This is a genomic window from Pseudomonas sp. 1152_12, from assembly GCF_052850675.1.
Genome location: NZ_VXCW01000005.1, coordinates 271303 through 297917 on the forward strand (window position 1 = coordinate 271303; position 26615 = coordinate 297917).

General features: G+C 59.5%; 23 protein-coding genes and 3 pseudogenes. 15 read left to right on the forward strand and 11 right to left on the reverse strand.

Annotated features, from left to right (window positions below):
- Window positions 1-3: 3 nt before the first annotated feature.
- Window positions 4-580 (reverse strand): annotated as a pseudogene (locus tag FW764_RS11520) (TetR/AcrR family transcriptional regulator).
- Between the two features lie 132 nt (window positions 581-712).
- On the opposite strand from FW764_RS11520, the gene FW764_RS11525 reads away from it, so the two are divergent.
- Both FW764_RS11525 and FW764_RS11530 read left to right on the forward strand, forming a co-directional pair.
- The gene (locus tag FW764_RS11525) at window positions 713-1351 is read left to right on the forward strand and encodes a GntR family transcriptional regulator (protein ID WP_446434039.1); all 639 of its coding nucleotides are present in this window, start codon (window positions 713-715) and stop codon (window positions 1349-1351) included.
- A 21-nt stretch (window positions 1352-1372) separates the two neighbouring features.
- Complete coding sequence (locus tag FW764_RS11530; RefSeq protein WP_446434040.1) at window positions 1373-2221, forward strand: urea carboxylase-associated family protein; 849 nt, start codon at window positions 1373-1375, stop codon at window positions 2219-2221.
- A gap of 8 nt (window positions 2222-2229) precedes the next feature.
- Here FW764_RS11530 and FW764_RS11535 read toward each other — a convergent pair whose 3' ends face one another.
- Both FW764_RS11535 and eat read right to left on the reverse strand, forming a co-directional pair.
- Window positions 2230-2397, reverse strand: a complete 168-nt coding sequence (locus tag FW764_RS11535) for a DUF2897 family protein (protein ID WP_083359476.1) — start codon at window positions 2395-2397, stop codon at window positions 2230-2232.
- Window positions 2398-2507: 110 nt separating this feature from the next.
- Window positions 2508-3872, reverse strand: a complete 1365-nt coding sequence (gene eat / locus FW764_RS11540) for an ethanolamine permease (protein ID WP_446434041.1) — start codon at window positions 3870-3872, stop codon at window positions 2508-2510.
- Window positions 3873-4283: 411 nt separating this feature from the next.
- On the opposite strand from eat, the gene kdpF reads away from it, so the two are divergent.
- From kdpF to FW764_RS11570, 6 genes are all read left to right on the forward strand, one after another.
- Window positions 4284-4373 carry a K(+)-transporting ATPase subunit F gene (gene kdpF, locus FW764_RS11545; RefSeq protein ID WP_003218754.1) on the forward strand — a complete coding sequence of 30 codons (90 nt, stop codon included), beginning with the start codon at window positions 4284-4286 and terminating at the stop codon, window positions 4371-4373.
- 9 nt (window positions 4374-4382) lie between these two features.
- Window positions 4383-6077, forward strand: a complete 1695-nt coding sequence (gene kdpA, locus FW764_RS11550) for a potassium-transporting ATPase subunit KdpA (RefSeq protein ID WP_446434042.1) — start codon at window positions 4383-4385, stop codon at window positions 6075-6077.
- A gap of 21 nt (window positions 6078-6098) precedes the next feature.
- Window positions 6099-8150: a potassium-transporting ATPase subunit KdpB gene (gene kdpB, locus FW764_RS11555; RefSeq protein ID WP_446434182.1), complete on the forward strand. Its 2052-nt coding sequence runs from the start codon at window positions 6099-6101 to the stop codon at window positions 8148-8150.
- 75 nt (window positions 8151-8225) lie between these two features.
- Window positions 8226-8771 (forward strand): potassium-transporting ATPase subunit KdpC, encoded by a 546-nt coding sequence (gene kdpC, locus FW764_RS11560; protein ID WP_446434043.1) that lies wholly within the window; start codon window positions 8226-8228, stop codon window positions 8769-8771.
- 76 nt (window positions 8772-8847) lie between these two features.
- Window positions 8848-11499, forward strand: coding sequence for a DUF4118 domain-containing protein (locus FW764_RS11565; RefSeq protein ID WP_446434044.1), 2652 nt, complete (start codon window positions 8848-8850; stop codon window positions 11497-11499).
- Between the two features lie 37 nt (window positions 11500-11536).
- Window positions 11537-12226, forward strand: coding sequence for a response regulator (locus FW764_RS11570; RefSeq protein WP_406998078.1), 690 nt, complete (start codon window positions 11537-11539; stop codon window positions 12224-12226).
- Window positions 12227-12358: 132 nt separating this feature from the next.
- Here FW764_RS11570 and FW764_RS11575 read toward each other — a convergent pair whose 3' ends face one another.
- Window positions 12359-13396, reverse strand: coding sequence for a patatin-like phospholipase family protein (locus FW764_RS11575; protein ID WP_083359469.1), 1038 nt, complete (start codon window positions 13394-13396; stop codon window positions 12359-12361).
- Window positions 13397-13612: 216 nt separating this feature from the next.
- Here FW764_RS11575 and FW764_RS11580 point away from each other — a divergent pair, with 216 nt between their 5' ends.
- The 3 genes from FW764_RS11580 (at window position 13613) to FW764_RS11590 (ending at window position 15584) form a co-directional block, all read left to right on the forward strand.
- Window positions 13613-13891: a hypothetical protein gene (locus FW764_RS11580; RefSeq protein WP_010176194.1), complete on the forward strand. Its 279-nt coding sequence runs from the start codon at window positions 13613-13615 to the stop codon at window positions 13889-13891.
- A gap of 44 nt (window positions 13892-13935) precedes the next feature.
- A complete protein-coding gene (locus tag FW764_RS11585) occupies window positions 13936-14697 on the forward strand; it encodes a CHAD domain-containing protein (protein ID WP_446434045.1) in 762 nt (253 codons plus the stop codon).
- 89 nt (window positions 14698-14786) lie between these two features.
- Window positions 14787-15584 carry an acyl-CoA thioesterase gene (locus FW764_RS11590; RefSeq protein ID WP_446434046.1) on the forward strand — a complete coding sequence of 266 codons (798 nt, stop codon included), beginning with the start codon at window positions 14787-14789 and terminating at the stop codon, window positions 15582-15584.
- A gap of 6 nt (window positions 15585-15590) precedes the next feature.
- Here FW764_RS11590 and FW764_RS11595 read toward each other — a convergent pair.
- The 4 genes and pseudogenes from FW764_RS11595 to FW764_RS11610 form a co-directional block, all read right to left on the reverse strand.
- Window positions 15591-15839, reverse strand: a pseudogene (locus FW764_RS11595) (terminase); the annotation flags it as partial.
- Window positions 15840-16035: 196 nt separating this feature from the next.
- Window positions 16036-16546: pseudogene (locus FW764_RS11600) on the reverse strand (type IV secretion protein Rhs); the annotation flags it as partial.
- A 197-nt stretch (window positions 16547-16743) separates the two neighbouring features.
- Window positions 16744-18225 carry a methyl-accepting chemotaxis protein gene (locus FW764_RS11605; RefSeq protein WP_446434047.1) on the reverse strand — a complete coding sequence of 494 codons (1482 nt, stop codon included), beginning with the start codon at window positions 18223-18225 and terminating at the stop codon, window positions 16744-16746.
- A gap of 96 nt (window positions 18226-18321) precedes the next feature.
- Window positions 18322-19128 (reverse strand): TatD family hydrolase, encoded by an 807-nt coding sequence (locus tag FW764_RS11610; RefSeq protein ID WP_446434048.1) that lies wholly within the window; start codon window positions 19126-19128, stop codon window positions 18322-18324.
- A gap of 236 nt (window positions 19129-19364) precedes the next feature.
- Here FW764_RS11610 and FW764_RS11615 point away from each other — a divergent pair, with 236 nt between their 5' ends.
- The 3 genes from FW764_RS11615 (at window position 19365) to FW764_RS11625 (ending at window position 21891) form a co-directional block, all read left to right on the forward strand.
- Window positions 19365-20786, forward strand: coding sequence for a transglycosylase SLT domain-containing protein (locus tag FW764_RS11615; protein WP_446434049.1), 1422 nt, complete (start codon window positions 19365-19367; stop codon window positions 20784-20786).
- A gap of 103 nt (window positions 20787-20889) precedes the next feature.
- Window positions 20890-21324: a DoxX family protein gene (locus FW764_RS11620; RefSeq protein WP_446434050.1), complete on the forward strand. Its 435-nt coding sequence runs from the start codon at window positions 20890-20892 to the stop codon at window positions 21322-21324.
- Window positions 21325-21582: 258 nt separating this feature from the next.
- Window positions 21583-21891, forward strand: a complete 309-nt coding sequence (locus FW764_RS11625) for a class I SAM-dependent methyltransferase (RefSeq protein WP_446434051.1) — start codon at window positions 21583-21585, stop codon at window positions 21889-21891.
- An 18-nt stretch (window positions 21892-21909) separates the two neighbouring features.
- Here the strand turns inward: FW764_RS11625 and FW764_RS11630 are convergent, their stop codons facing one another.
- The 3 genes from FW764_RS11630 to FW764_RS11640 are packed head-to-tail and all read right to left on the reverse strand — an operon-like array spanning window position 21910 to window position 25318.
- A complete protein-coding gene (locus tag FW764_RS11630; RefSeq protein WP_446434052.1) occupies window positions 21910-23655 on the reverse strand; it encodes a Gldg family protein in 1746 nt (581 codons plus the stop codon).
- Between the two features lie 14 nt (window positions 23656-23669).
- Window positions 23670-24395, reverse strand: coding sequence for an ABC transporter permease (locus FW764_RS11635; RefSeq protein ID WP_446434053.1), 726 nt, complete (start codon window positions 24393-24395; stop codon window positions 23670-23672).
- Window positions 24392-25318, reverse strand: a complete 927-nt coding sequence (locus tag FW764_RS11640; RefSeq protein ID WP_446434183.1) for an ATP-binding cassette domain-containing protein — start codon at window positions 25316-25318, stop codon at window positions 24392-24394. The genes FW764_RS11635 and FW764_RS11640 overlap by 4 nt, the downstream gene beginning before the upstream one ends.
- A 238-nt stretch (window positions 25319-25556) precedes the next feature.
- On the opposite strand from FW764_RS11640, the gene FW764_RS11645 reads away from it, so the two are divergent.
- Window positions 25557-26594: a hypothetical protein gene (locus FW764_RS11645; protein WP_446434054.1), complete on the forward strand. Its 1038-nt coding sequence runs from the start codon at window positions 25557-25559 to the stop codon at window positions 26592-26594.
- Window positions 26595-26615 lie beyond the last annotated feature (21 nt).

The following is a 26615-nucleotide window of genomic DNA, read 5'->3' on the forward strand; positions in this document are numbered from 1 at the left end:
CGGTCAATGACCGGCTTTTTCATGTTCTGAAACCTGCGCTTTCAAACTGGCGCGTACCACTTCGATGATGTGCGTCGCCAACTGCGCACTCTCGGCGCTCCTGGCCAGTACCGCGCACCAACCAGCGTCGACATCATCACCAGGCTTTGTTCATCAGCATTTGCGTTTTCTAGAGCGGCTTCGACCTGCTTCAGCCGAGCCCCAAGTGCCGCATCCGTGGTCGGACTATGCTGGCCTCCGTGGCCCAGTTAAGGAGAGATGGTCAGTAGTGGGCCGCCTTGATCCGGCGAGGTCTGGTGCCATTCAGACAGGTAACTGTCGATGAACGCTTCCAACGGCTGCTCCTGGCTGAACAGCATTTCGCAATGCGTATCCAGTTCGGTAGCCGCAGCCTGCAGGGCCTTTTCCACCAGATCATCTTTGGATTCGAAATGAGCGTAAAACCCACCATGCGTCAGCTTCAGTGCTTTCATCAGCGGCTGCAGGCCGGTGGCGGCACCGCCGGCGCGGCGAAAGCGCACGGAGGCTTCCTTGATGATGCGTTGATGGGGCTGGGCTTATGGTCTGCTGAATAACGCATAGGACTGCCTCGTGAACCAGTGTGCATTTTAACGGGGTAAACCGTTTTACACATCCAAGCAACCCTCGGCGATCTTGGCATGAAAAGTGTTTATGCCTTCAGCAGAGATTGTTCAACAATCATGAGGTGGTCATGACGCTCAGTTTGTCTTTAGCCGATCAGATTGCCCTGGAACTGCGTGCCGACATCATTGCTGGGCGGCTGTTACCAGGGATGGCGCTGGTCGAGGTTGATCTGGTCAAGGTCTACAACGCCTCGCGCAATACGATCCGCGAGGCGCTGCATCGTCTGGGGCAGGAGGGGCTCACTCGCTACGTGCGCAACAAAGGTGTGATGGTGCGGCGGCTGGAGCGCGACGAAGTGCGTGATCTGTTCGTCGTGCGCCGAACCCTTGAATTGCAGGCCATCGCCCAGAGCGCAGCGTTGACCTTTGATCAGGCCGAGCGCATGCAAAACGCCATTGAGGCCACCACCCTGGCCCGGGAGCGTGACGATTGGCGCGCCGTGGCGACGCACAGCCTGGTGTTCCACCAGCAGGTTGTTGGGCTGATGCGCAGCCCATTGTTTGATGAGTTTTTCGCCCAAGTCATTGCCCAACTGCGGCTGGTGTTTTGCGCGGCACCCGATGAGCAACGTTTCCAGTCGCCTTGGCTGGAGCGCGATCGCGAAATTTACGAATTATTGGCCCAAGCGGATAAACCGGCGGCAGGCCAAGCGATGAGCGTGTACCTGAATGATTCGGAACGCCTGACATTGGCCCTGTTTACCTAACCCTGATCGAGGATCTTCACCATGTACAAAGACTATCCCGCCGCTTACCAGGTCAGTAAGGGTTCGGCGCTGCAGGTGGACACGGCGTTCTACGAACGCATTCGTGACCAGGCGGATAAACGCACGTTGATCGAGCACTTCGAAGTGCCGATTCGCTCGGGCAGGGCATGGAAGGTGCCGGCCGGGCACGTGTTTCGTGTCACCACGCCGGTAGGGCCGCAGGTCGGCGACTTCAATCTGTGGAACGCCAACGACCCGCGCGAACGCTTGTGGGCGGCCCGCACGCGGCAGTTGCAAGGCGCGCATGTCAGCACTCATGACCGGTTGTGGTCCAACCTGCCGTTCCTGCGGCCGTTGGTGACCATCACCGATGACAGCCTGGCAAGCTACGGCATCGATGAGCATGGCGGGCGGCTGCATGATTTGTTGGGCACGCGTTGCGATCCGTATGTGAACCGTATGCTCACTGGCGAAGACTTTCATCACCATTGCCATTCAAACCTGACACGCGCCGTGCTCCCCCACGGCTTGACCGAGTTTGATGTGCATGACGTGCTGAATATTTTCCAATGCACTGGGCTCAACCATGACGACATGTACTTCATGAAAGCCTGTCCGGCACAGAAGGGCGACTACCTGGAGTTTTTTGCCGAGATTGACGTGCTCTGCGCACTATCAACGTGCCCGGGCGGGGATCTGTCGTTGCCGATGTGGGGGCCGGACGCCCAAGACCCTTTGACGGTGTGTCGCCCGCTGGGTGTGGAGATTTATCGGTTGGAGAGCGAGTTGCTCAATGGCTGGAGCCAACCCGAACGTGCGGCCTATAAAGGCCAGCACGGGTTGCATATCGCCAAGGCGGATTGGGAGTAGTGGCAAGTTCAGCGGTCTTGTGCGTCTTTTGAGTCCGCTTGTGCGTTGCGTTCGGCCACGCGCTTACGTTGTTCATCGGTGAGTTCTACCTTGTTGGCGCTGTCTCGCAGCATCAACAAACCACCGACGATCGAACCGATCGCGACCACTAAAATCAACCAGGCATACCACGGCATAGGGTTCTCCTTGAGGCAGCAAACCGTGGGAAAGTTTCCCACGGTAGTTGCTGCTTTGAGTAACGGGCTATCTTAGTAGTTCATTGTAGGCCCGTTCTGCCCCAGTAGCCTTAAAGGCCCGTCAGCATCGCATCTGCCGGTGCATCGGCCCGGTCTTGCGCGGTCAGTTGGAAGTACACAAAACCCACCAGCATAAAGCCCAGGAAAATCATCCCGATTAGCGCGTTGAACCAGGCCATGGCCACCAGGCACACCACCGCCAGTGCCAAGGCGATGCCCGGCACGATCGGGTAGCCTGGGGCGCGAAAGGTACGCTCCAGCAGCGGTTCGGTCTTACGCAGTTTGAACAAGCTGAGCATGCTCATGATGTACATCACGATGGCCCCGAATACCGCCATGGTGATCATGGCTGCGGTCAACGTCATGCCGCCCAGGTTGATCAGGCCGTCGCTGTAGATGGCCGCGACGCCGACTACGCCACCGGCGATGATTGCCCGGTGCGGAGTCTGAAAGCGCGACAGTTTGGCGAGAAAAGACGGCAGGTAGCCGGCGCGGGCGAGGGCGAAGAACTGGCGCGAGTAGCCAAGAATGATGCCGTGGAAGCTCGCCACCAGGCCAAACAACCCGATCCACACCAACATGTGCAGCCAGCCGGAGCTGTCGCCCACCACCGTTTTCATCGCTTGCGGCAACGGGTCATTGATGTTCGACAGGGTGCGCCAATCGCCCACGCCGCCGGCGAAGAACATCACGCCCATGGCCAGGATCACCAATGTCAGGATGCCGCTGATGTAGGCTTTTGGAATGGTGCGCTTGGGGTCTTTGGCTTCCTCGGCGGCCATGGCCGCGCCTTCGATAGCGAGGAAGAACCAGATGGCAAAGGGAATCGCGGCAAACATCCCGGCAACGGCAGGCGCGCCAAAGGTGTCGGAGCCGGCCCACCCATTCAGGGCAAAGTTGCTGAAGCTGAACGCTGGCGCCACCACACCCATGAACACCAGCAACTCGGCGACGGCGAGCACACACACCACCAGCTCGAAGGTGGCCGCGAGCTTCACGCCCAGAATATTCAGGCCCATGAACACGATGTAGGCACCCACGGCCGCGTGTTTGGGGTCCAGGGCCGGAAACTGCACATTCAGATACGCCCCGATAGCCAGGGCAATAGCGGGCGGTGCGAAGACGAATTCGATCAACGTCGCGAGGCCAGCGATCAAGCCGCCTTTCTCTCCAAACGCGCGCCGGCTGTAGGCAAACGGCCCTCCGGCGTGAGGAATCGCAGTAGTGAGCTCGGTAAAACTGAATATAAAGCAGGTGTACATGGCGGCAACCATCAACGAGGTCACCAGAAAGCCCAGCGTGCCGGCCACGCCCCAGCCATAGCTCCAGCCGAAGTATTCGCCGGAAATTACCAGCCCCACGGCAATACCCCATAAATGCAGGGTGCCCAAGGTGGGTTTGAGTTGTGTGTTCATCGTGTTGCACTCCCTGAACGGTTTGGAATGATTCAGGCTGTGCAGCGGCCATGCCATTGCGCGATGCGGTGTCGTAAAGTCGCCGAACTGTCGCCGACGAGATGGTTTGGCGTTTGAAATCTACTCAAGGTGCACCAGGTTGGAGCGGCTGTGCCAGGCCTGGCGCTTTCGCGAGCAAGCCCGCCCCCACATTTTGACCGTGTTCCAAAGAATGTACTCGGTCGAGTGTGGAAGCGGGCTTGCTCGCGAAGAGGCCCGCAAAGGCGCCATAAATCATCCTGTAAACCCCGCATAAACCGACTCTTTACGCCGTCTTTACGCCCCACTCATACCCTCGCTCTCGTTCCTTTACGCCACTTCTGCGGACAATTGCTTCACACGCGGCAATCGCCGCAAAACGGAGAGACTTCCATGAGCGTTCTGGACGGAGTGTCACTGCTATTGGCCGTGGCGCTGTTCATTTATCTGCTGGTTGCGCTGTTACGCGCGGATCGGAACTAGGAGCAGGCTATGCACAGTTATGACTATTGGCTGATCATCGCCTTCTTTGCCGTGGTGCTGGTGCCGGCACCGTTCCTGGGGCGGTTCTACTACAAGGTGATGGAAGGTCAGCGCACTTGGCTCACGCCAGTGCTCGGCCCCGTCGAGCGCGCGTGTTATCGCTTGTCGGGCGTGGATGAACATCAGGAACAGAGCTGGCAGAAGTACATGCTGGCGTTGCTGGCGTTCAACCTGGCGGGTTTTGTGTTGCTGTTCGCGATCCTGCTGTTCCAGGACCATCTCCCACTGAACCCGCAGAAATTGCCAGGCCAGGAATGGACGCTGGCCTTCAACACTGCGGTCAGTTTCATGACCAACACCAACTGGCAGAACTACAGCGGTGAGGCGTCCCTGAGCTACCTCAGCCAGATGGTCGGCCTGACCGTGCAGAACTTCGTCAGTGCCGCCACCGGCCTGGCCGTGCTGGTCGCCCTTTGCCGCGGTATCGGTCGTAAATCCACCAAGACCTTGGGTAACTTCTGGGTCGACATGACCCGCGCTACCCTCTACGGCCTGCTGCCGTTGTGCCTGGTGTTTGCGCTGTTCCTGGTGTGGCAAGGCGTACCGCAAACCTTCGCTCACTATGTGAACGCCGTGACCCTGCAGGGCGTCGACCAAGTGATCCCACTGGGCCCGGCTGCGAGCCAGATTGCAATCAAGCAACTGGGCACCAACGGCGGCGGCTTCTTTGGCGTCAACTCGGCGCATCCGTTTGAGAACCCGACTGCCTGGGCCAACCTGTTCGAAGTGGCCTCGATCATCCTGATCCCGGTGGCGTTGGTGTTTACCTTCGGCCATTACGTCAAGGACCTGCGTCAGAGCCGCGCCATCCTCGGGTGCATGCTGGCGTTGTTCCTGATCGGCGGTGCGACTTCGCTGTGGTCTGAATACCAGCCCAATCCGACCCTGAACAACCCGGCCGTGGAGCAAACCGCGCCGCTTGAAGGTAAAGAAGTGCGCTTCGGTACCACCGCCACTGTGTTGTGGTCGGTGACCACCACTGCGGCTTCCAACGGGTCGGTCAACGGCATGCAGGACAGCCTTAGCCCCCTGAGTGGCATGGTGGCACTGGTCAACATGATGGTTGGCGAAGTGATCTTCGGCGGCGTCGGCGCTGGTATGTACGGCATGTTGCTCAACGTGTTGATCGCGGTGTTCCTCGCCGGCCTGATGATCGGCCGTACCCCGGAATACCTGGGCAAGAAGCTACAGGCTAAGGAAGTGCAATTGCTGGTGGTGACCTTGCTGGTGATGCCGGTCGGTGTGCTGGTGCTGAGTTCCATCGCTGCCAGCCTGCCGGGCCCGGCAGGTGCCATCAGTAACCCTGGCCCCCACGGGTTCAGCCAGTTGCTGTACGCCTACACCTCGGCCAGTGCCAACAATGGATCGGCGTTCGGCGGCTTCGGTGGCAATACAGCGTTCCACAACCTGATGATGGGCCTGGGCATGTTGATCGGCCGCTTCGGCTACATCCTCCCGGTACTGGCCCTGGCCGGCAGCCTGGCGATGAAAAAGACCGCACCGATTGGCCAGAACAGCTTCCCGACCCATGGCCCGCTGTTCGTGACCCTGTTGACCGTGACCATTTTGCTGGTGGGCGGCCTGACTTTCCTGCCAACGCTGGCGTTAGGCCCCATTGCTGAACACTTGAGCATGGGCTTCTAAAAAGGGGATATGAAAATGAATATGCTTGCAAAAAACGTCGCTCCCGTGAACACTCAGGAGTCGCCAAAGACCGCCATGTCCGCCCTGTGGCGCCCGGCGCTGATCCAGGCTTTCGTCAAGTTGGATCCGCGCCAACTGCAACGCTCGCCGGTGATGCTGGTGGTCGAGCTGACCGCGATCCTCACCACGGTGTTGTGCTTCGTGCCCGACACCACCGTACCGACGTTTGTCGCCGTGCAGATCGCCGTGTGGCTGTGGTTCACCGTGCTGTTCGCCAACTTCGCTGAAGCCTTGGCTGAAGGTCGCGGCAAGGCCCGCGCCGACAGCCTTAAAGCCGGCAGCGAAGGCCTCAGCGCACGCCGCAAAGAGGCCGACGGCAGCTTCAAGGTCGTGCCGGCTACCAGCCTGCGCAAAGGCGATGTGGTACGCGTCGCCGCCGGGGAAATGATCCCCGGTGATGGCGAGGTCATCGAAGGCATCGCGGCGGTCAACGAAGCGGCGATTACCGGCGAATCCGCGCCGGTGATCCGCGAGTCTGGCGGCGACCGTTCGGCCGTCACCGGCAACACACGCTTGGTGTCGGACTGGCTGCTGATCCGCATCACCGTCAACCCGGGCGAGTCCACGCTGGACCGGATGATCGCCCTGGTGGAAGGTGCCAAGCGCCAGAAAACCCCCAACGAAGTCGCGCTGGATATCCTGCTGATCGGCCTGACCCTGATCTTCCTGCTGGTGGTGGTCACCCTGCAGCCGTTCGCTCACTTCGCCAATGGCAGCCTGCCGTTGGTGTTCCTGGTCGCACTGCTGGTGACGCTGATCCCGACCACCATCGGCGGCCTGTTGTCGGCCATCGGTATCGCCGGTATGGACCGCCTGGTGCGCCTCAACGTGATCGCCAAGTCCGGTCGCGCGGTGGAAGCGGCGGGGGACGTGCATGTGTTGCTGCTGGATAAAACCGGCACCATCACCTTCGGCAACCGTCGCTGCGCCGCGGTGATTGCCGCGCCTGGCGTCAGCGGTGGTGACCTGGCTGAAGGCGCGTTGCTGGCATCGCTGGCGGATGACACGGCGGAAGGTAAATCCATCGTCGAATACCTGCGGGGCTTGCACCCTCAGGCAGAGCCGAGCCTGGATCAACTGACCTCGGTGCCCTTCAGTGCTGAAACGCGCTTGTCGGGTGTCGACTACCAAGGCCGTGTGTTTCGCAAAGGCGCGGTCGACTCGCTGCTGGCGTTTATCGGCCAACAACGTCGCGACCTGCAGCCGGCACTCTCGCGGGAAATCGACAAGATCGCCCAAAGCGGCGGCACACCGTTGCTGGTGTGCGCCGATGGCAAACTGCTGGGGGCGATCCACCTCAAAGACGTGGTCAAGCCTGGCATCCGCGAACGTTTCGCCGAGCTGCGCAAACTGGGGATTCGCACCGTGATGGTGACGGGCGATAACCCACTGACAGCTGCTGCGATTGCTGCTGAAGCCGGCGTGGATGACGTGTTGGCCGAAGCCACTCCGGAGAAAAAACTCGCGCGCATTCGCCACGAACAGAACGACGGTCGCCTGGTTGCGATGTGCGGCGACGGCGCTAACGACGCCCCGGCACTGGCCCAGGCTGACGTCGGCATGGCGATGAATGACGGCACCCAGGCTGCTCGCGAAGCGGCGAACATGGTCGACCTCGACAGCGACCCGACCAAGCTGCTGGACGTGGTACAGATCGGCAAGGAATTGCTGGTGACGCGCGGTGCGCTGACCACGTTTTCCATCGCCAACGACGTGGCCAAATACTTTGCGATCCTGCCCGCGCTGTTCGCCTCGATCTACCCGCAACTGGGTGTGCTCAACGTGATGCACCTGCAGAGCCCGCAGAGTGCGATTCTCTCGGCCATTGTGTTTAACGCGTTGATCATTGTGGTGCTGATTCCCCTGGCGCTGCGCGGTGTGCGCGTACAGGCGGCGAGTGCGGCGGCGTTGCTGCGTCGCAACCTGCTGATCTATGGACTGGGCGGGATCCTGGTGCCGTTCGTAGGCATCAAGGCGATCGACATGCTGCTGACTGCGTTGCACCTGGTGTAACCGCCCCGCACTTTTTGTGGCGAGGGAGCTTGCTCCCTCGCCACATGGGTTTCTCGATTTATTGAGGATTTGAAGATGAAAAACGTGATCCGCCCGGCCCTGAGCCTGCTGGTCCTTATGACCCTGATCACCGGCGTCGCTTACCCACTGGTCGTGACCGGCATCGCGCAAGTCGCCTTCCCTGACCAGGCCAACGGCAGCCTAGTGCGTGATGCCGACGGCAACGTGCGCGGCTCCAGCCTGATCGCCCAGGAATTTACCGGCGACAGCTGGTTCCATCCGCGCCCATCGGCCGGCGCGTTTGCGACGGTTTCCAGCAGCGCGAGTAACCTGTCCCCAAGCAACCCGGCGCTGGCCACGCGTATCTTTGATGAGGCCCACAAGCAGTTGGTGCCAAGCCAGGGGGCCGTGCCTTTGGCATCACTGACTACCTCCGGCAGCGGTCTTGATCCACACTTGCCACCCCAGGCGATTGCCTATCAACTGGCGCGTGTGGCGGCAGCACGGAATGTGCCGGTGTCTACACTGCAGCGCTTGCTGGATGAGCACATTGAAAGCCCGCTGGTGGGGCCGCCTGTAGTGAATGTGCTGGCGCTGAACATGGCGCTGGAAAAACGCTGAGTACCTTGTGGGAGCGAGCAAGCCCGCTCCCCCATTGGATCTTCAGTGACCTGAATACCTGAAGGAACCGCAAAGCATGAGCGACTCCGGCCGCGCCGATGCCCTGTTAGCCGAACTGCCACGGGACGGCCGTGGCCGGCTCAAAGTCTTCCTCGGCGCCGCGCCGGGTGTGGGCAAGACCTACGCCATGCTTCAGGCTGCTCACACGCAGCTGCGCCAAGGTGTGCGGCTGGTCGCCGGGGTGGTCGAAACCCATGGCCGCGCCGAGACCGAAGGCTTGCTCAGCGGCTTGCCGCAACAGCCGTTGGTGCGTACCGAATACCGCGGTGTGATGCTCGAAGAAATGGACCTCGACGGCTTGCTCGCTGCTAAGCCCAAGCTGGTATTGGTCGACGAGTTGGCCCACAGCAACGCCCCTGGCAGCCGACATGAAAAACGCTGGCAAGACATTCAGGAACTGCTCGCCGCTGGCATTAACGTGTTCACCACTGTCAACGTCCAGCACCTGGAAAGCCTCAACGACCAAGTGCGCGGTATCACCGGCGTGCAAGTGCGCGAAACCTTGCCGGACTGGGTGCTGCAAGAGGCTGACGAACTGCTGCTGATCGATCTGCCATCGCGCGAGCTGCTCGAGCGTTTGCGCGACGGCAAGGTGTATGTGCCGGAACAGGCCCGCGCCGCCATCGACGCGTTTTTCACCCAGACCAACCTGACGGCCCTGCGCGAGCTGGCGATGCAGACCGCCGCTGCCCACGTGGATGACGACTTGGCGCAAGGCTATCGCCAACTCGGCCAGGCCGCGCCAGCGGTACGCGGGCGCTTGCTGGTGGGCGTGGATGGCGATGCGCAAGCCGAGCGCCTGGTGCGTCATGCCTGCCGCGTGGCCCAGCGTCGGCATTTGCCCTGGAGCTTGGTGCATGTCGATAACGGCCGCGCGCGCGATGAGCAATCGCGACTGCGTCTGCAAAACGCCCAGCAACTCGCCGAGCGGCTTGGCGGCGAAGTGGTGCTGCTGCGGGCGGGTGAGGTGGCGAAGACGCTGATCCAGCATGCCGCCGAACGCCGCGCCAGCCTGTTGCTGGTAGGGCAGTCGCGCATGCGCTGGCGGCGTCGGCTGTTTGGTGGTGGGCTGGCCGCGCGCTTGCTGCGTAATGCCCGTGGCTTGGAAATCAACGTCCTCGATAGCGACGACATGCCCGCGCCGCCGCGACTGCCGGATGTATGCGGCTTGGTGTGGTTCGACTATGGCCTGGCAGTGGTTGCGACCGTCGTGGCGGCGGCGCTGGCCTGGGCAGTGGCCAGCGTATTGCCGTTGCCGAATATCTCCCTGGTGTTTCTCGCGGCGGTATTGCTGGTCGGTGTGCGCAGCAGTTTGGGGCCGTCGCTGGTGTGTGCGGCACTGTCGTTCCTGGCGTACGACTTTTTGTTCATCCCGCCGAAATTCTCCTTCGCCATCCAGCGCGAAGAAGATGTATTGACCCTGCTGTTCTTTCTGCTGATGGCGGCACTGACCGGCAACCTGGCCGCACGCCAGCGTCGGCAGTTGCAGGCGTTGCGTGATACCCAGGAAGAAACCAGCGAGTTGCTCGACCTGTCGCGCAAGCTCACCGCCGCCACTGATCGCCAGGCGGTGATCAGCGCGGCGGCGCATCATCTGGAAGGCTGGAGTGACCTGGACTTGTGCCTGGTCAATCGAGACGGGCAGGGTGACTGGAAGGTCGAGACCGGTTCAGCACTGGACTTCACTGAATCCGAACGCGCCGCCGCCGACTGGGCCTGGCAGCACGATCAGCCAGCGGGCATGGGCACCGGCACTTTGCCATTTGGGCGCTGGTGGTGGTGGCCGCTCTCGGGCGAGGAGGGGCCACTGGGCTTGCTAGGCGTGAGCCCCAAGCCGGGCCTGGAATTGAGCGGCCAGCGTCGTCGGCTGCTCACCGCCTTGAGCCAGCCGCTGGCTCAGGCTTTGGCCCGGGCGCAACTGGCGCAGGAGCTGGAGTCTGCGCGCCTGCACGGTGAAACCGAACAACTGCGCAGCGCCTTGCTTGCTTCGGTGTCGCACGATTTGCGCACACCGTTGACCTCGATGCGCGGCAGCATCGACAGCCTGTTGGCCCTCGGCGAAGCCATCCCGCGGGAGGATCGCCGCGAATTGCTTGAAGGCACCCGCGATGAAGCCGAGCGCCTCGACCGCTACATCCAGAACTTGCTCGACATGACACGCCTGGGCCACGGTGCCTTGAAGTTGGCGCGCGATTGGGTCTCGCCCGGCGACATTGTCGGCAGTGCCCTTGGCCGCCTGCGCGCGGTGCTGGCTCCGTTGCAGGTCAAGATTGACGTCCCCGCGCAGTTGCCTTTGCTGTATGTTCACGCCGCGCTGATTGAGCAGGCGCTGGTCAATGTGCTGGAAAACGCCGCACGTTTCTCACCGGCCCAAGGCCGTTTAAATGTCAGCGCGGGCGTGGTGGATGACCAGTTGTTTTTTGCGGTGGCCGATGAGGGGCCGGGGATTCCCGAAGACGAGCGTGCGAAGATCTTCGATATGTTCTACACCGCCGCCCGCGGTGATCGCGGCGGGCAGGGCACCGGCCTGGGGTTGGCGATCTGCCAAGGCATGGTCGGCGCTCATGGTGGGCGCGTCAGCGTCGCCGATGGCATTGAAGGACGAGGCACTTGCATCACCTTGTTCCTGCCATTGCCGACTCAGCCTGGCCTGGAGCGCGAGGCTTGAGCTACCCTCTTTTTTCCACGGATTTTGATTGGACACCATGAGCCAGACCGCGACGATTTTAGTCATTGATGACGAACCGCAGATCCGCAAATTCCTGCGTATCAGCCTGGCCTCCCAGGGCTACAAGGTAATCGAGGCCGGCACCGGCAACGAGGGCCTGGCCCAAGCGGCATTGAGCAAACCGGACTTGCTGGTGCTCGACCTCGGCTTGCCCGACATGGATGGCCAGCAGGTGCTGCGCGAGTTTCGCGAGTGGTCGACGGTGCCGGTGCTGGTGCTGTCGGTGCGCGCCAGCGAGGTGCAGAAGGTCGAAGCCCTGGACAGCGGCGCCAACGATTACGTGACCAAACCGTTTGGTATCCAGGAATTTCTCGCCCGTGTTCGCGCGTTACTGCGCCAGGCCCCGGCGGGGGAGGCTCAGGAGGCCGCCTTGAGTTTTGGCTCGCTGACGGTGGACCTGGCTTATCGCCGCGTGCTGCTGGACGGTGTCGAGGTGGCGTTGACCCGCAAGGAGTACGCGGTGCTGGCGCAACTGGCGCGGCATCCGGGCCGAGTGATTACCCAGCAGCAATTGCTCAAGGATATCTGGGGCCCGACCCACACTGAAGACAGCCACTACCTGCGTATTGTGGTGGGGCATCTGCGCCAGAAGCTGGCGGATGACCCGACTCAGCCACGGTTTATTGTGACCGAGGCGGGGGTGGGGTATCGGTTGTTGAATGCTTGAGTTGAGCTGCGTGTGAACTGGCCCCTTCGCGGGTAAGCCCGCACCCGGACTTGTCCGCATTCCAATGCTGGAACTCAGTCGAGTGTGGGAACTGACTTGCTCGCGAAGAGGCCATCAGCCACACCCACTCTTTCAACCCTGCTCACTCTCATACTTGTCCAGTGTATCCCTGGCAATTTCCCGCCCTAAGGCGATCAACTCAGGCGCCTTGTAGAACTCGAAAAACCGACACACCCGCTTTGGCACGTTGATCAACACATCAGGCGGATACCCAGCGATTTTGTATTGCGCCAGCGACGTCTGCATCACCTCGAAACTCTGGTTGATCAGGTCCAGCAGGGACGCCGGGCCGACATTGTCGATGATGAACGAACCGGTCGCCGACTTCGGCGCCCCGGCTTTTTCCGGTGCAGCGGCGGGTTGCTGGGATTCGGGCTCGGCCGATTCCAGCCATGGGTTGATCTCGGCGGTCTGGGCTTGCAAGGCCTCTTGCTCCAGCTTCATTAACTGCTCGGCTTGTTTGCGTCGAAACGGCAGGTGAGAACCCAGTGATTTGGCCAAGCTGTTAAAGCGGCTCTTGAACGCTGGCGGGCGCTGGATCACTGGCAACTGGTAGTGTTTTTGGTTGGTGGCATTGAGGTTGACCGCGATGATCAAGTCGCAATGGCTCGATACTACCGGCACGATCGGCAGCGGGTTGAGCAGGCCGCCGTCGACTAACATGCGGTTGCCCTGCATCACGGGCGTGAACAGGCTGGGGATCGCCGCTGACGCGCGCATGGCCTGGTGCAAGCAGCCTTCCTGGAACCAGATTTCCTGCTGGTTGGTCAGGTCGGTCGCTACGGCGGTGTAGGGAACGCGCAGCTCTTCGATATTGATCTCGCCGACGATCTTGCGGATTTGCCCGAAGACTTTCTCGCCGCGAATGGCTCCCAGGCGAAAACTCACGTCGACCAGGCGCAGCACATCCAGGTAGTCGAGGCTTTCGATCCAGTTTCGATATTCGTCAAGTTTGCCGGCGGCATAGATTCCGCCCACCACGGCGCCCATCGAGCAGCCGGCGATACAGGCGATGTCATAGCCACGCCGCTCAATTTCTTCAATCACGCCGATATGGGCGTAGCCCCTGGCTCCCCCAGAGCCCAGCACCAAGGCAACACGCTTTTTCATGGTCCATGTCCTTCCCAAGGCAGGCGCCCACAATGCACCCTTTAAGGGGACCGCTTCAATCTTCGCGCAGCCGCGTAATATTTTTCCTGAATAGAGAGTAGGCTCGAGTATGCTCTGACGATAAGCGCTTCTGATTTCAGGCGGCGGACAAGGCACTTTTCCTTGTAGGCAACGTCTACACCGTACGACTGTTTTTCTTTATTTGAGGTGTCATTGATGAAAGCCTGGATGTGTGTACCTGTGATCGTGTTGGCCCTGGCCGGTTGTGCCGGGAAAACCGCTTACCGCGATAGCTGTGGCACGCAATTGGACGCGGCATGGCATGAACTGGACTTGGCCAAGGCTGAAGGGTTTGCCGGCACCGTGAGCTACTCTAAAGCCTTGTCCTTGTTGACGGGTGCCAAGACCCAGCAGCAGTTCGAAGCGTTTGAAGGCTGTTCCAACAAAGCCGAAAAGGCGCGGTTCTATATTCGCGAGTCGCGTGCCGGGCGTTGACCTGTAGCGGCAAGTAGGGTTTTTCATCGTCAAGGGAGGAAGGGATGTCAGCTTTGGTCGATCAGTTAGTCGCTCAGGTCATTGGCCTGGAAGTAGGGTTACTGAGCTGCCAGGCTCGTCTCGCTGCCGTCACCGACGATGAAGCCCTGCACGATCTGCGCACTACCGTGCGGCGCTTGCGCAGTTTGTTGCGCCCCTTGCGCGGGTTGCCGGGAGTGGAACAGCTAGAATTGGCCGCCAGCACGGTCGGCCAATTGACCACGCCGTTACGCGACCGAGAAGTCCTGGCGGCGTATCTGCATCAGCATGGCTACCACGAAGCGGCGGATCGGCGCCTGCGCCTGCAACCCGACGCCTATCGTGACGTGTCGCAAAGCCCGGAAGTGGCGCACCTGCTGCTGATCCTCGATGCATTCCCACGCTTTATCCGCGCGTCCCAACACCAGAAATTACTCAAGGGCCTGCGCCCGCGTATTGAAAAGCGTCTGGCCAAACAATGGCATAGGCTCGGTGAGGCGCTCAAAGACCCCAATCATGATCGCCACCGCCTACGCCTGCTGATCAAGCGCGTGCGCTACGCCGCCGAGGCCTACCCCGAGCTGGACAAACTGCCTTCCAAAGCCGTGTCGCGGCTCAAACAGGCCCAAGGTGCCCTGGGTGATTGGCACGACTGCTGGCAGTGGCTGGCCCAGGCCGGGCATCAGCCGGATTTGCAGCCGTGTGTTCCTGTATGGCATCGCACCATGGCCAAGGCGGAAGGCGAAGCGGACCGTGTGCTGGACAAACTCTGCGCAGACTGTTTCTAAACCGGTCCGGTTTTTGGCCGGAATGGGCGCTGTACCTTGCCGGCCCTGTGGTTAAGATCGCCCATCGGTTTTTTTGAGGTGAGGTCGCCATGCGCTTTAGTGATTTGCTCGATGCTGCCCGTACCAACCCGTTGGATGTCACCATTCCCGCCGAGTGGGCCCAAGGCCGTGCGACCTTCGGTGGACTGGTTGCCGCGCTGCAATACGAAGCGTTGCGCGCCCAAGTGCCGACAGATCGCCCTTTGCGCTCACTGGCCGTGACCTTTGTCGGCCCGGTCGTGCCGGATGTGCCTGCCAGTTACCAAGTTGAAGTGCTGCGTGAAGGCAAGGCCGTCAGCCAGTTGCTTGGCCGCGTGGTGCAAAACGGCGAAGTGGCGACACTGGTACAGGCCAGCTTTGGTGCGCCTCGTGAGTCAGTGATTGATGTTGCAAGTGAACCACCGCCGACGTTCAAACACTGGGATGAATGCCAGGAGCTGCCCTATATCAAGGGCGTGACCCCCGAATTCATGCGCCATCTGGCCATGCGCTGGAGCGTCGGCGGGCTGCCGTTCACCGGCAATAAATCGCGCGACATGGGCGGCTGGGTGCGCCTGCGCGGTGATGTGAAGGAAGAGCCACTGACCGAGTCGCACATCCTCGCCCTGGTCGACGCCTGGCCCCCGGCCTTGCTCCCGCACCTGACCAAACCGGCACCGGGCAGCACGCTGACCTGGACCATCGAATTTATCCAGCCGCTGCAAGCCCTGACCACGTTGGATTGGTGCCAGTACTGCGTCAATATCGAACACGCCCGCGACGGCTACGGCCATGCCGCCGCCGCACTCTGGAGCCCGAGCGGGGAGCTGATCGCCATCAGCCGTCAGACCGTGGTGGTCTTTGCCTGAGCCTCAGAACCGCTGGCTGCCTTGAGCTTCCAGTTTACGACCTTGGCGCTGCAGCGCCACGCCTGCCAATACACCGATCATGCCGACGGCAAAACTGGCCAGGCTCAGGCTGAACACCCCAGACGCGATCAACAGAAACCCGATGATCAACAGGGGTACGGCAATCAACTGCAGTCCCAAGTTGGTCGGGTGTTGTTGGTTTTGTGGGTAGTTACGCCATTGCCAGGCGGGGAGATTGGGGTGACGTTTGCCCATGATGGTGAATCCTCTGTCCGTTGAAATAGCTTGGGCAGAGTTTAGGTTTGGGGGTGGCGGGGTGGCGAATTGGGGTTGGCTATGGGGGCTATAGTGGATGGCTACTTTGTTTACATAATCACGATCCAATGGGAGCGGATCAATCCGATTACGCGCACCTTGTAGTGCGTTTTTTGCCCCCCGATCCCATCTATCCTTCCGAATTTATGCGATGCTCCAACCCCGCTATCACCGACTGATAAGACGCATACAACGCCTTGACGTGTTCTTTGGAAACGTTGGGATGAAAGGTGATCTGGTACTGCTGGTCACGGGCACATTCTTTGACTTCAAGAATGCCGCTGCGGCCAATGGTGTGGTGGATAGGGCCCCCAACCGGGCGGCCATTCGCTGCAATGGCTTGCAGCATCACCGGCGTGTTGCCGATGGGCACGAACTGCGCAGTTTCGAACATGTGCACCAGGGTCAACGAACCCTGGGCCTTGCACGTGGCAACTGTGCGACTTGGAAGAGAGCGGTGCTACCAGTGCGACGTCTTCGCCACCCTTGAACACCTGCTCCACTTCCAGAGCCGAAGCGCTCCAGAAGCTTTCGGCCCATTCGTCAAAGGTGTTCAGGCAGTTGCGAAAATCACGCAAAACGCCTTCAACATCCGGCGTTTTTGCATCCATGGGGGCCAGGACAAACCTGGCAATCACCGGGATCAAACGGCAGCCCCATAGGGCCAGGCATTAACGGAGAAGTGCATCGGCGATCCCTCGCACTGAACTGTCAGGCGAGAGACTTTGAAGGGGGCTGCCAGGTAAATATGTCGGCGTTATCCGCCAGGATAGCTAGGACGTTTCGCTAAGATCTCGAGTAAACGCAGGGCGATCGTAGGAGCGGGATTACAGGTTGAGAAACTCTACAGCTTCAACTGCCCAATCGCCTTGCTCAACTCTCCAGCCAAGGTCGCTAGCTCATTGCTGGTCGTCGCCGAATCCACGGTCTGCTGCACCGTGTTCTCGGTCACATCACGAATGCTCACCACCGCCCGGTTCATCTCTTCGGCGACATGGCTTTGCTGTTCGGCCGCCACGGCGATTTGGGTGTTGCTCTCGCGCATCTGCGCCACGGCGCCGGTGATTTCGACGAGCGCCGCACCGGCTTCCTGGGCTTGCTGTACGCAGTCGTCGGCCTTGAACGAGCTTTCCTGCATGAAGTCCACCGCGTCGCGGGTGCCGGCCTGAAGGGCTGAGACCATGAGAGTGATTTCGTCGGTGGAGCTTTGCACGCGTTTGGCCAGGTTGCGTACTTCGTCGGCGACCACAGCAAAACCACGGCCCATTTCGCCGGCGCGGGCGGCTTCGATGGCGGCGTTGAGGGCAAGCAGGTTGGTCTGTTCGGCGATGCTGTGGATCACGCTGACCACGCCGTTGATCTTCTGACTGTCTTCGGCAAGTTTCTGGATCATTTCGGCGGTCTGTTGCACGCCGCTGGACAGGCCGGCAATCGAGCGCTGTACCCGGCCGACCACTTCCTGGCCGCTGCCGGCGAGGGTATCGGCGGTCTGGGACAGGTCGCGAGTGGCGCCGGCGTGCTGGGCGATGTGGTAGACGGTGGCGGTCATCTCGTTGATCGCGGTGGCGGCCTGGTCGGTTTCGCTTTGCTGACCGAGCATGCCGTGTTGCACTTCGTTCATGCTGCTGGCCAGGCGCGCGGCGCCATCGTCCAGTTGCTGGGCGGTGCGCGCCACCGTGCTGACCACCCGCTGGTAGCCGGCTTGCATGGCGTTGAAGGCACTGGCCATCTGGCCGACTTCATCCTTGCAGGCCAGCGGCACGCGGGCCGACAGGTCGCCGGTCTTCTCCACGTGCAGCATCACGTCCTTAAGCGTGTTGAGTTGGCTGAGCAGGAAGCGGATCAGCAACTGCGAGGCACCGAGCATCGCTAGCATCAGGATCAGAACCGCCACGGCGTAATTGGTGAAGCGTTCGCCGAATACCTGGCGCAGGCTGTGTCCGTAGGCCAGTACGGCGATCTGTTGACCGTCAGCGCGCGCGATCACATCGGCACCGATCAACGGGTGTTCACCGAACAACGGCATGTGACTGAGCTCAACCCAACCGCTGGCGTTGCTCAGGGCTGACAGATCCTGATCAGCCAGCTGTGGGACTTGGCCGCGCGCAAACGTCAGCCATTGCTCGCTCTTGGGCAACGGTTTGTCGGACGGCCAGGCACCGAGCAAGCGCGCCTGTGCCTGCGCCGAGGCCTGGGATGCATCGCTACGTGCCTGTTGTTCCAGCTGCACGGCGTAAAGCACCAGCACAAGAGTGGTGATGAACGCGACCGCGTTGACGGCCCAGAATTTGTATTTCAGCGAGATATTGCTAAGCCAGGCACCCATGGAAGGTTTTCTCTGATAGCGGAAACAGCATTGGCAAGGTGCCATTATTGTGCCGCCACTCAGGAAGCCGGTTTTGACATGGGTCAATGCGCCGTATCAATCCACTTGAGGTAAACCAAAAAACGCGCGGGCGCAGGCGGTGCTGTGTGCGGCCAGGTCTTGCAGCGTTTCGTTGCGATGCAAGGCAACTTCGCGCAGCACTTGCGGCAGGTAGGCGGGTTCATTACGGCCATTTTTCGGCTTTGGTCGCAGGGTGCGCGGTAGCAGGTAGGGCGCATCGCTTTCCAGCATCAGACGACCGCGAGGGATTTCCCTGACCAGCGGATGCAGGTGCGTCCCTCGGCGCTCATCGCAGATCCAACCGGTGATGCCGATATGCAAGTCGAGGTCGAGGTAGCTGAACAGCGCTTGCTGTTCGCCGGTAAAGCAATGCACCACGGCGGCGGTCAGGTGGTCGCGGTAGTCCTTGAGGATCTCCAGCAGGCGTTGGTTGGCGTCGCGCTCGTGGAGAAACACCGGCAGTCTCGACTCAACGGCCAACGCCAGATGTTCTTCGAGGACTTTTTCCTGTTGGGGGCGCGGGGAAAAATCCCGGTTGAAGTCCAGCCCGCATTCGCCCACCGCACGCACGCGGTTTTCGTTGAGCAAACCCCGTAACTGGCGCGCGCTTTCGCCGTTCCAGTCGCTGGCCGAATGGGGATGAAGGCCTGCTGTGCTGAACAGACGCTGGCCGCTGTCATCGAGTTGTACACACAGTTCCAGCGCCTGTTCGCTGCCCTCGATGCTGGTGCCGGTAAGCACCAATTGCTGCACGCCGGCGGCATAGGCACGGTCGAGAACGGCCTGGTGCCTCTCGTCGAAACTGGGGTTGGTCAGGTTGACGCCGATATCAATGAGTTGCATGGTGCTATCTCCGCCTGCGGCCGGAAAGCATATCAGAGCTGTAGATTTATAAGAAAAACGAAGAACTACAACGAGTTATAGCTGTCTTTGAACGTCGCAAGTGGCATTGTGGTCGGCCATACGCCTTCCATCGTGCCAAATTTGCGCGCCTTGCCAGCGCATAAAGCGCTCTGTTTCTGACTCCCAGTCCCGCGTCTTTCACGACGGCACTGGCCAGTATTCTTTCCGGAGAGCGGATGATCCGACCCTCGGCGTTGCTTATGTTGTGTCTGGCGTTACTGCTGCCCATGGCGGCGGTCGCACGTCTGGACGGGCCGCTGGAAGTGACCAAGCCCGGCAAGGTACGTGACTTGGCGCAGATTCGCTCCAGCCGCACCTTACGCGTGCTGGTCAATCAAAGCCGTAACAGTTCCGGTGAGGTCCAGGGCCAGGCCATTGGTGTTGAGTACCACCGCCTGCGCGCCTTTGAGCAATACCTCAATGGTCGCGCCCGTGACGGTGAGGAAATCAACCTCAAGATCATACCCAAGGCCAAGGACCAACTGCTCGGCGCGCTGGCGCGTGGCGAAGGCGACTTGGTTGCCCCCGGTGAGTTGCTGGACGTAAAGGCCGCGCACAAGATCAGCACCAGTGACCCAATAGCCAGCGATGTGCCGCTTTGGCTGGTGGGCGTCAAGGGCGAGCGGCGCTTTACCAAGCTGGAGCAACTGTCCGGGCGCACCCTGGCGCTGACCACCGGCAGTGCGGCAGCGGATGCGATAAACCAGGTCAACCAGCAACTGGCCTTGCACAAGCGGCCGCCGGTGAAGGTGGAATGGGTCGATCCGACGTTGGCCGTGGAAGATGTGCTGGAGATGGTTCAAGCAGGGATCTTTCACCTCACCATCGTCGAGAAACCGATTGCCGAGCGCTGGTCGAAAATCCTGCCTAAGTTGCGTTTTGATCGGCAGGTGGCGATCAGTGAGCCAAGCGATGAGTATTGGTTCGTGCGCCAGGACGCCTCGATGCTACGAGCCAGTATTGATCGTTTCCTCAAGACGTATCACACGCCCTCCGATCAGGACGTGGCATTCCAGCGTATCTACCGACGCCTCTATCAGGTCCGCAACCCGTTGGCACGTGCTGACCGCCGGCGCCTGGAAAAACTGCGCCCGGTCTTGCAAAAGCATGCCCGTGAGCAAGGCATGGACTGGTTGAACCTGGCGGCGCTGGCGTTCAAGGAGTCAGCGCTTGACCCGGGCGCGCGCAACAGTGGCGGCCCTACGGGGCTGATGCAGATCACGCCATCGGCGGCGCAGCGAGTGGGTGTCAACAATATCGAGAGCCTCGACAGTAATGTGCAGGCAGGCGCCCGCTACCTGGCGATGATCCGCCGCAAATTCTTCTCCAGCCCCAAACTCAACGAGCGTGAACGCATGGCCTTCGTGCTTGCGGCTTACAACATGGGGCCGGAGCGGGTGCAAGGTATGCGCGCAGAGGCTCGTCGTCGGGGCCTCAACCCCAATCAGTGGTTCTTCCAGGTTGAACGTATTGCCATGGAGCAGGTGGGAATGGGCGGCGTCAGCTATGTTAATAGCGTGAACAAGTACTACTTGGCGTTCGATCGAGAGCGAGCGTCGCTGGAGCCGGTAACGGCAAAAATTGCCTCACGGAAATAATCGTTTTTATCGATAGGTATTAGGCATTTTTTACGCTTTTATCATTATCTTATCCGATTAATATAGCGGCCAACCCACCCCTACTTTGAAAAGGATTAGCAGCATGAGCCCACTGATTAACCGAGTTCTGTCCACCCGCGCCGGTTACGGTCTGACTGTCCTGCGAATTTTTGTCGGCATCATCTTCGCTGCCCACGGTTCGCAAAAACTCTTTGGCTGGTTTGGCGGCTACGGTCTGGCGGGTACTGCGCAGTACATGGAAAGCCTCGGCCTGACGCCGGGCACGCTGATGGCGGTGTTGTCTGGCGGTACGGAATTCTTCGCCGGCCTGGCACTGATCATCGGTTTGCTGGCGCGTCCGGCCGCATTGGGGCTGACCTTCCTGTCGCTGGTGGCAATCTTCTCGGTGCATATCCATAACGGTCTTTTCATGGCCAACAACGGTTATGAATTCGCACTGGCCTTGCTTGGCGGCTCGCTGGCGGTAATGTTGGAAGGGGCGGGCAAACTGTCTGTCGACCGTGCCATCGCCCGCTGATACGCAGATAAAACTCAGAAAAAGCCCGCCATGAGCGGGCTTTTTCGTTGCTCGGGATTCTTGACACTGCCCCACTGGCCTCTCTAGGATGCTGCTCATGCGCCGATTTAAACAGCTAATTGCGGGGCGCCACTGGGTCTCAATGCAGCCCGACAGACGCGTGTACTCATCAGAGTCGGGCTTCGAAATACCGCTAAAGCGCTGGTTCGGTGTTGCCTCTCACCTGCCCGCAGACTTTTGAGGCAGAGACACGACACGATGAATGCACTACACCCCCTCATACGCCTGGCCCCGATCACTGCGGACCTGACTCAACGCAATCCGAAAATTCTCCTGGGCGGCAAACACCAGCCGACGTTATTGCGTTATCTGGACGGCTGGCCACGTCGCACCGGGCGGCCTTCGGCGTTCCTGATCCAATTTGTCGAAGATGGCGAATCCCTGGCCCGCTTTGCCAGTAACAGCTTTGATCTGGCGGTTATCCAGGCGCCCAGTGCCGGTGACGCCGATGAGGTGATCCGCCAACTGACGCGTATTGCCCGGCAAGGGTTGATTGCTCGCCGTTGACCTATTGTGGCTAATTAATCAGCGAAGTAAGGCGCTGGTGGGTGATCGACGTCGGCACTGGTACAGGAATACTGCCCCGGCGATCAGGCATAACAGCAGCGGCACCGAAGCAATGATGAGCAGCTTCAGGTGGAGTTCCGCTTGATGCACCTGCTTGTAAGCCTCGACTTTGAGTGCATGCAGCTCCATGGGCAATCGCAGGCGTTCCTTGTTGAGCGCTTGCAACTGGGTATTGCTATTTACCGTCTGGGTGCCTAAGCCTGCGCTTGGCGGATTCAATCGCTGCCACTCCTGTTCCGTTCGCTCAAGCCGTCGTTCAAGTTCAGCTGACTTTTGCGTGTAGGTCTGTGCTGCGTTCTCGCGCATGTACTCCAGCGGGTTCATCGGTTGGCCTCCCATCGCACGAGGGCGAATGCTCGCGAGAACATCGGGAGCCGCCAGGTTCTCCAGGGTATTCAACACGAATGGCAGGTTGCTGTTGGACGCAGAATTGATGACGGTGTCCATCAGTAAGTCCGTGTCGGCGACCACGACCACCTGGATATTTGCAGCTTTTTGCAAATCGCCTGTTTGCCCTTTTATGCCGTCGGGAAATGCCGAATAGACCGGCCCATCAAGGCGAGCGGCGATCACCTGGCGTTGCCCGGGAGTGGACGTTTCGTCGATCAGTGAATCGAACGCGGTCGCGGCTGCAAAACGCTGGCTGGCCAACAGCGCAGATTGCCTGGAGCTTTGCAGCAGCGGGGTGAGCGTCGTCCGGCTTTTTCTTATCCGCGAGAGTGCGCCGCTGCTCGAGACGATCACTGAGTTCAGTTTCCAGGCGCTGATGTCATTCTCCGTCATTGCCTGCCGTGGCAGGTTCAAGCGGGCTGGATGCAGTACGGTCGGCTCCCCAGGGCCGAACGACGCCGATGAGGCGTAGAGATTATCGACCAGTAGCTTGTCCGTCGGCATCTGTATGCCCCATGCGGTCAGCAGCTCCTCCAGCTTGGAGTCTACCGGCGCAGCGCTCGTCTCCATCTCGCTCATAGGGTCGATAAACATCATCAGTTTGGCGCCGCCCAATACAAACTGTTCAATCGCGTACAGAGCCGCCTCGGGCAATGCGCGTGGGTGCACCACCATCAGCGTTCCGATCGATGGAGGGATGTGTTCGGTGTTCGGCGCCAGTTCAACAAGGTTGAAATTGCGCTGCATGTGCTCCAACACCTGCCCGGCAGACTTATCCAGTGTGAGCCCGGATAGAAGGCCGACAGTGGGGCGCTCGGGGTGCATCAAGGTGTAAATAAGGTGGCTGATTTCATACTCAAGCAATGGCTCATCCTCGAGGCGAAATACGTCGATACGTTGTGCCGCCTGGCCTGCACGGGCACCTATGAGACCGAGAAATCCGTGCGCGTCGTCAAGACCGAATAAACCGGCTTTGTAGGCCTCTTCTGAGTAAGGTGCTGGATCAACCACGTGCAGGTTAATCATGCCTTTGGCGGCTTTTTCGTACTCTTTCAGCAGGTCTTCCACACGCTCACCATAGCGTTTTAGTGCCTGGCTTTTCTTCGGGTCATTGTTCGAGTTGAAGTAATACAGATCCAGTGGATGCTCAAGTGTCGTGAGTAATTGCCGTGCCGAGGGCGATAACGTGTGAACTTTCTGTTGTGAGAGATCCCAGCGCATATCGGGGAGGTTATTTACCCAAGTCAGATTGAATGCCAGGAAAAGTAACAGGATGACCACGAGTGTCATACCCGTACGAAGGACGGATCGCATACGTTGCTTCCTTCTCAACTGGTTTTGTAATTGAGGGTAACGGTCGTTGCCGACAGAAAGGCAAAGATGATGCTAATAAAAAACAGACTGTCGTGCAGTGTCAGTTTACCGTTGTCGATAGCGCTGAAGCGTGAGATAGGGTTGAGCGCCATCAAACTGTCGATTACCCAGATAGGTGCCTGATGTTCAAGTGAATCCAGAACTGAGGAAAGCGCACTGGCGATAAGCAGCAGGCCCAGCGTTAATAGAAAAATAACCACTCGCCGGTGCGTCAGCGCGCAAACGAAGCAGCCGACAGATAGATAGCTGCCCGCCAGTAACCCGCTGGCCAGCAACTGTGAAGTGATAACGAGATTGTCCGCAGGGCCCAAGTAGTTAGCGACAATCACTGTAGGAAAAGTCAAGGCGAGTGCGATACCGCATACGACCCATGCGGCCAGGAATTTACCGATGACACGCTCGAAAGTGGTAATGGGCAGCGTGTTCATGACGTCGCGTAGGCTGGCAGTACGCTCGTCCGACCATAGTTGCGTGGATAACGTTGGAATCAGCAGTAAGTAGAGCCAAGGATGTAATTGGAAAAAGACCTGTAAGTTGCCGCTGTCGCGTTCCAGCCACTGGCTTGTATACACCCCGAGGGTGGCGCACAGCACCAGAAAAGCAGCAACACTCAGGTACGTGCTTGGCGTGCAGGCGTAACTGGTGAGCTGGCGTTTAAAAATGACGGGCAGCAGTTTCAAAGCGATACCTCTTGGCTCAGATGATGAACAACTTCGTTCAGTCGCCCAGGCTCCAGATTCAGTGAAGTTATGTTCCAGCCACGGCTGGCAATAAGTGCGTTTATAGCGGGATAAATGTTGTGCCCCGGCATGGCGAGAACCGTTACCGTGCCAGGTGCATGCCGGTCTTCTTCAATTCCCGCAACGCCGGGTAATACGGCCAATGCAAGTAAATCCAGAGGTGTTTCTGCCGCCAGAGTGACGGCCCGGAAATGCCGGGAGTGGCGCTGTAAGTCGGGTAGTGGGGTGTCAGCCATCAGGCGACCGCCGGCGATAACCAGCGCGCGCGTACAAATACTGGACAGCTCGTTGCAGTGCCGGGACGCAATGATCACGGTCATTTCTTCGGTCAGGGATTGGATAAGCGTCCTGAACTTTAGTAATTGATTTGTCGCCAGCCCTTCAGTCGGTTCATCCAGCAGAAGCAGGCTGGGGGTATGCAAAATCGCCTGGGCGATAGCGACTTTGCGCTTCAAACCGAGGGAGAGCGTATCGATGGGGGCGTTGAGCACACGTGACAGTTCCAGGCGCATGGCTGCCCGATCTACTCGGCTGCGTTTTTCCGCCCCGCTGAAACCTCGAATGGCCGCCATGAAATTGAGCACGCCCTTGACGGACATCGCGTGATGGCTCAGGCCCCCCTGGAGTTGATAGCCGAGTGCTTTGCGCGCTTGAAGTGCATGGGTTTGCGTATCGAACCCTTGGATGCTGATACGCCCGCCAGAGGGAGTCATCAACCCGGCTATCAAATTCAGCAGGGTTGTTTTACCTGCACCATCCTCTCCGAAAAGGCCTATGCATTCCTGGCGTTGGGCGAAAAATGAGAGATCGGTGATTACTGTTCTTTTGCCCTGGTACTTTGTCAGGCTGCTTATCTCGAGCATTTTTTTACCGAATAAGTTTTGCAGAGCGTATGAAAATATGCCCGTCATCAACGGTTGAGTGCTGAAAGGTTACGTTCAATCATTTGAATTGGGAACGTGGGGACATGTTTATCAGATAGTTCCTACGTCGAGGTGCCTTACTTGCTGAAACAATTGCGTTGTTTCCGAAGCTTATTAATAATCGGGTGTTATCCGATCTTTATGTAAGGTTTACTTTTTTGAATGAGGCCTGAATACCATGATGCTTTTACGCACCCTTGCTCTTGAACACAGCGGTCAGGACGCTCCGGTCAACGGTGCACTGCTCTGCGGGTTTGCTGTTGCGCAAACCGATTCCAACTTTCTTGTCTACAGCCTGGATGAGGAGACCGAACCCGGTAACTCCAGGGTCTATATCGCCGCGTTACGCAAGAAGCTCGAACGGTATTTCCTGGGCAGTGTTGAATCCAAGGACGACTTGCAAATAGCCATGCAAGTCTTTAAGCAAATTCTGATGACAGCGGCGGCTTCCGGCACTAAGACCGGCGCAGTTATCGATACTTCGATTCCCTTTCATTTCATTGATTTAAAAGGCTGCAAGTTGCCGCCCGCAAGGCCGGAGGATCATCATTCAATGATCATCAAGAAGGCCTTGGTGATGAAGGTGATCACCTTGGGCATGTCTGCGTCCGCATTGCCCGCTATAGAAAGTGCGTCGTTGATCGTGCCGTCCATTCGCTTCTCGTCGCAATCGGTCTCGCCGCCTAAAATCTCGAACCCACTCCGGCCGGCTGAGCAGCCTGCTCCAGAGCCTATCGTTGAGGAACCGTCGGACCCTTCCATTGCAATCGAGCAGGCGACGCAGATAGACGAGGTTGCGCAGGTGATGGAGCCGGCCGAGTTCAGCGCGCCGCCCGCTCAAGCCCAATTTGAGCCTGGTGAGCCCGTGATGCCGAAGCGTCCCGCGCCGATGGAGCATGCATCGCTGCTGGAAGTTGACAGCACACTGACCAGCCTCGCCAAGGTTGCCCAAGAGCTGACGCAACAGAAACGCGTGGTCATTGAGCGGGAGGAGGAGCTTGAGCAGTGGCAGGCTCGACTGCAGGAGGCTCAGGGGGAACTGGACCAGAAGAGCCGTGAGTTGGAGCAACGCGATACGCAGTTGCATAATCATCGAATGGAGGTCAGCCAGAAGGCCGAAAAGTTGACGGCGGCGATGTCGCAGGTGTCGAGTATGCGCCAGCGCCTGCAGGGTATGCTCCTTGAGCTGGATCAGACCTTGGATAACCCGGCGTGAATCAGTGTGTGCTGCGACCTG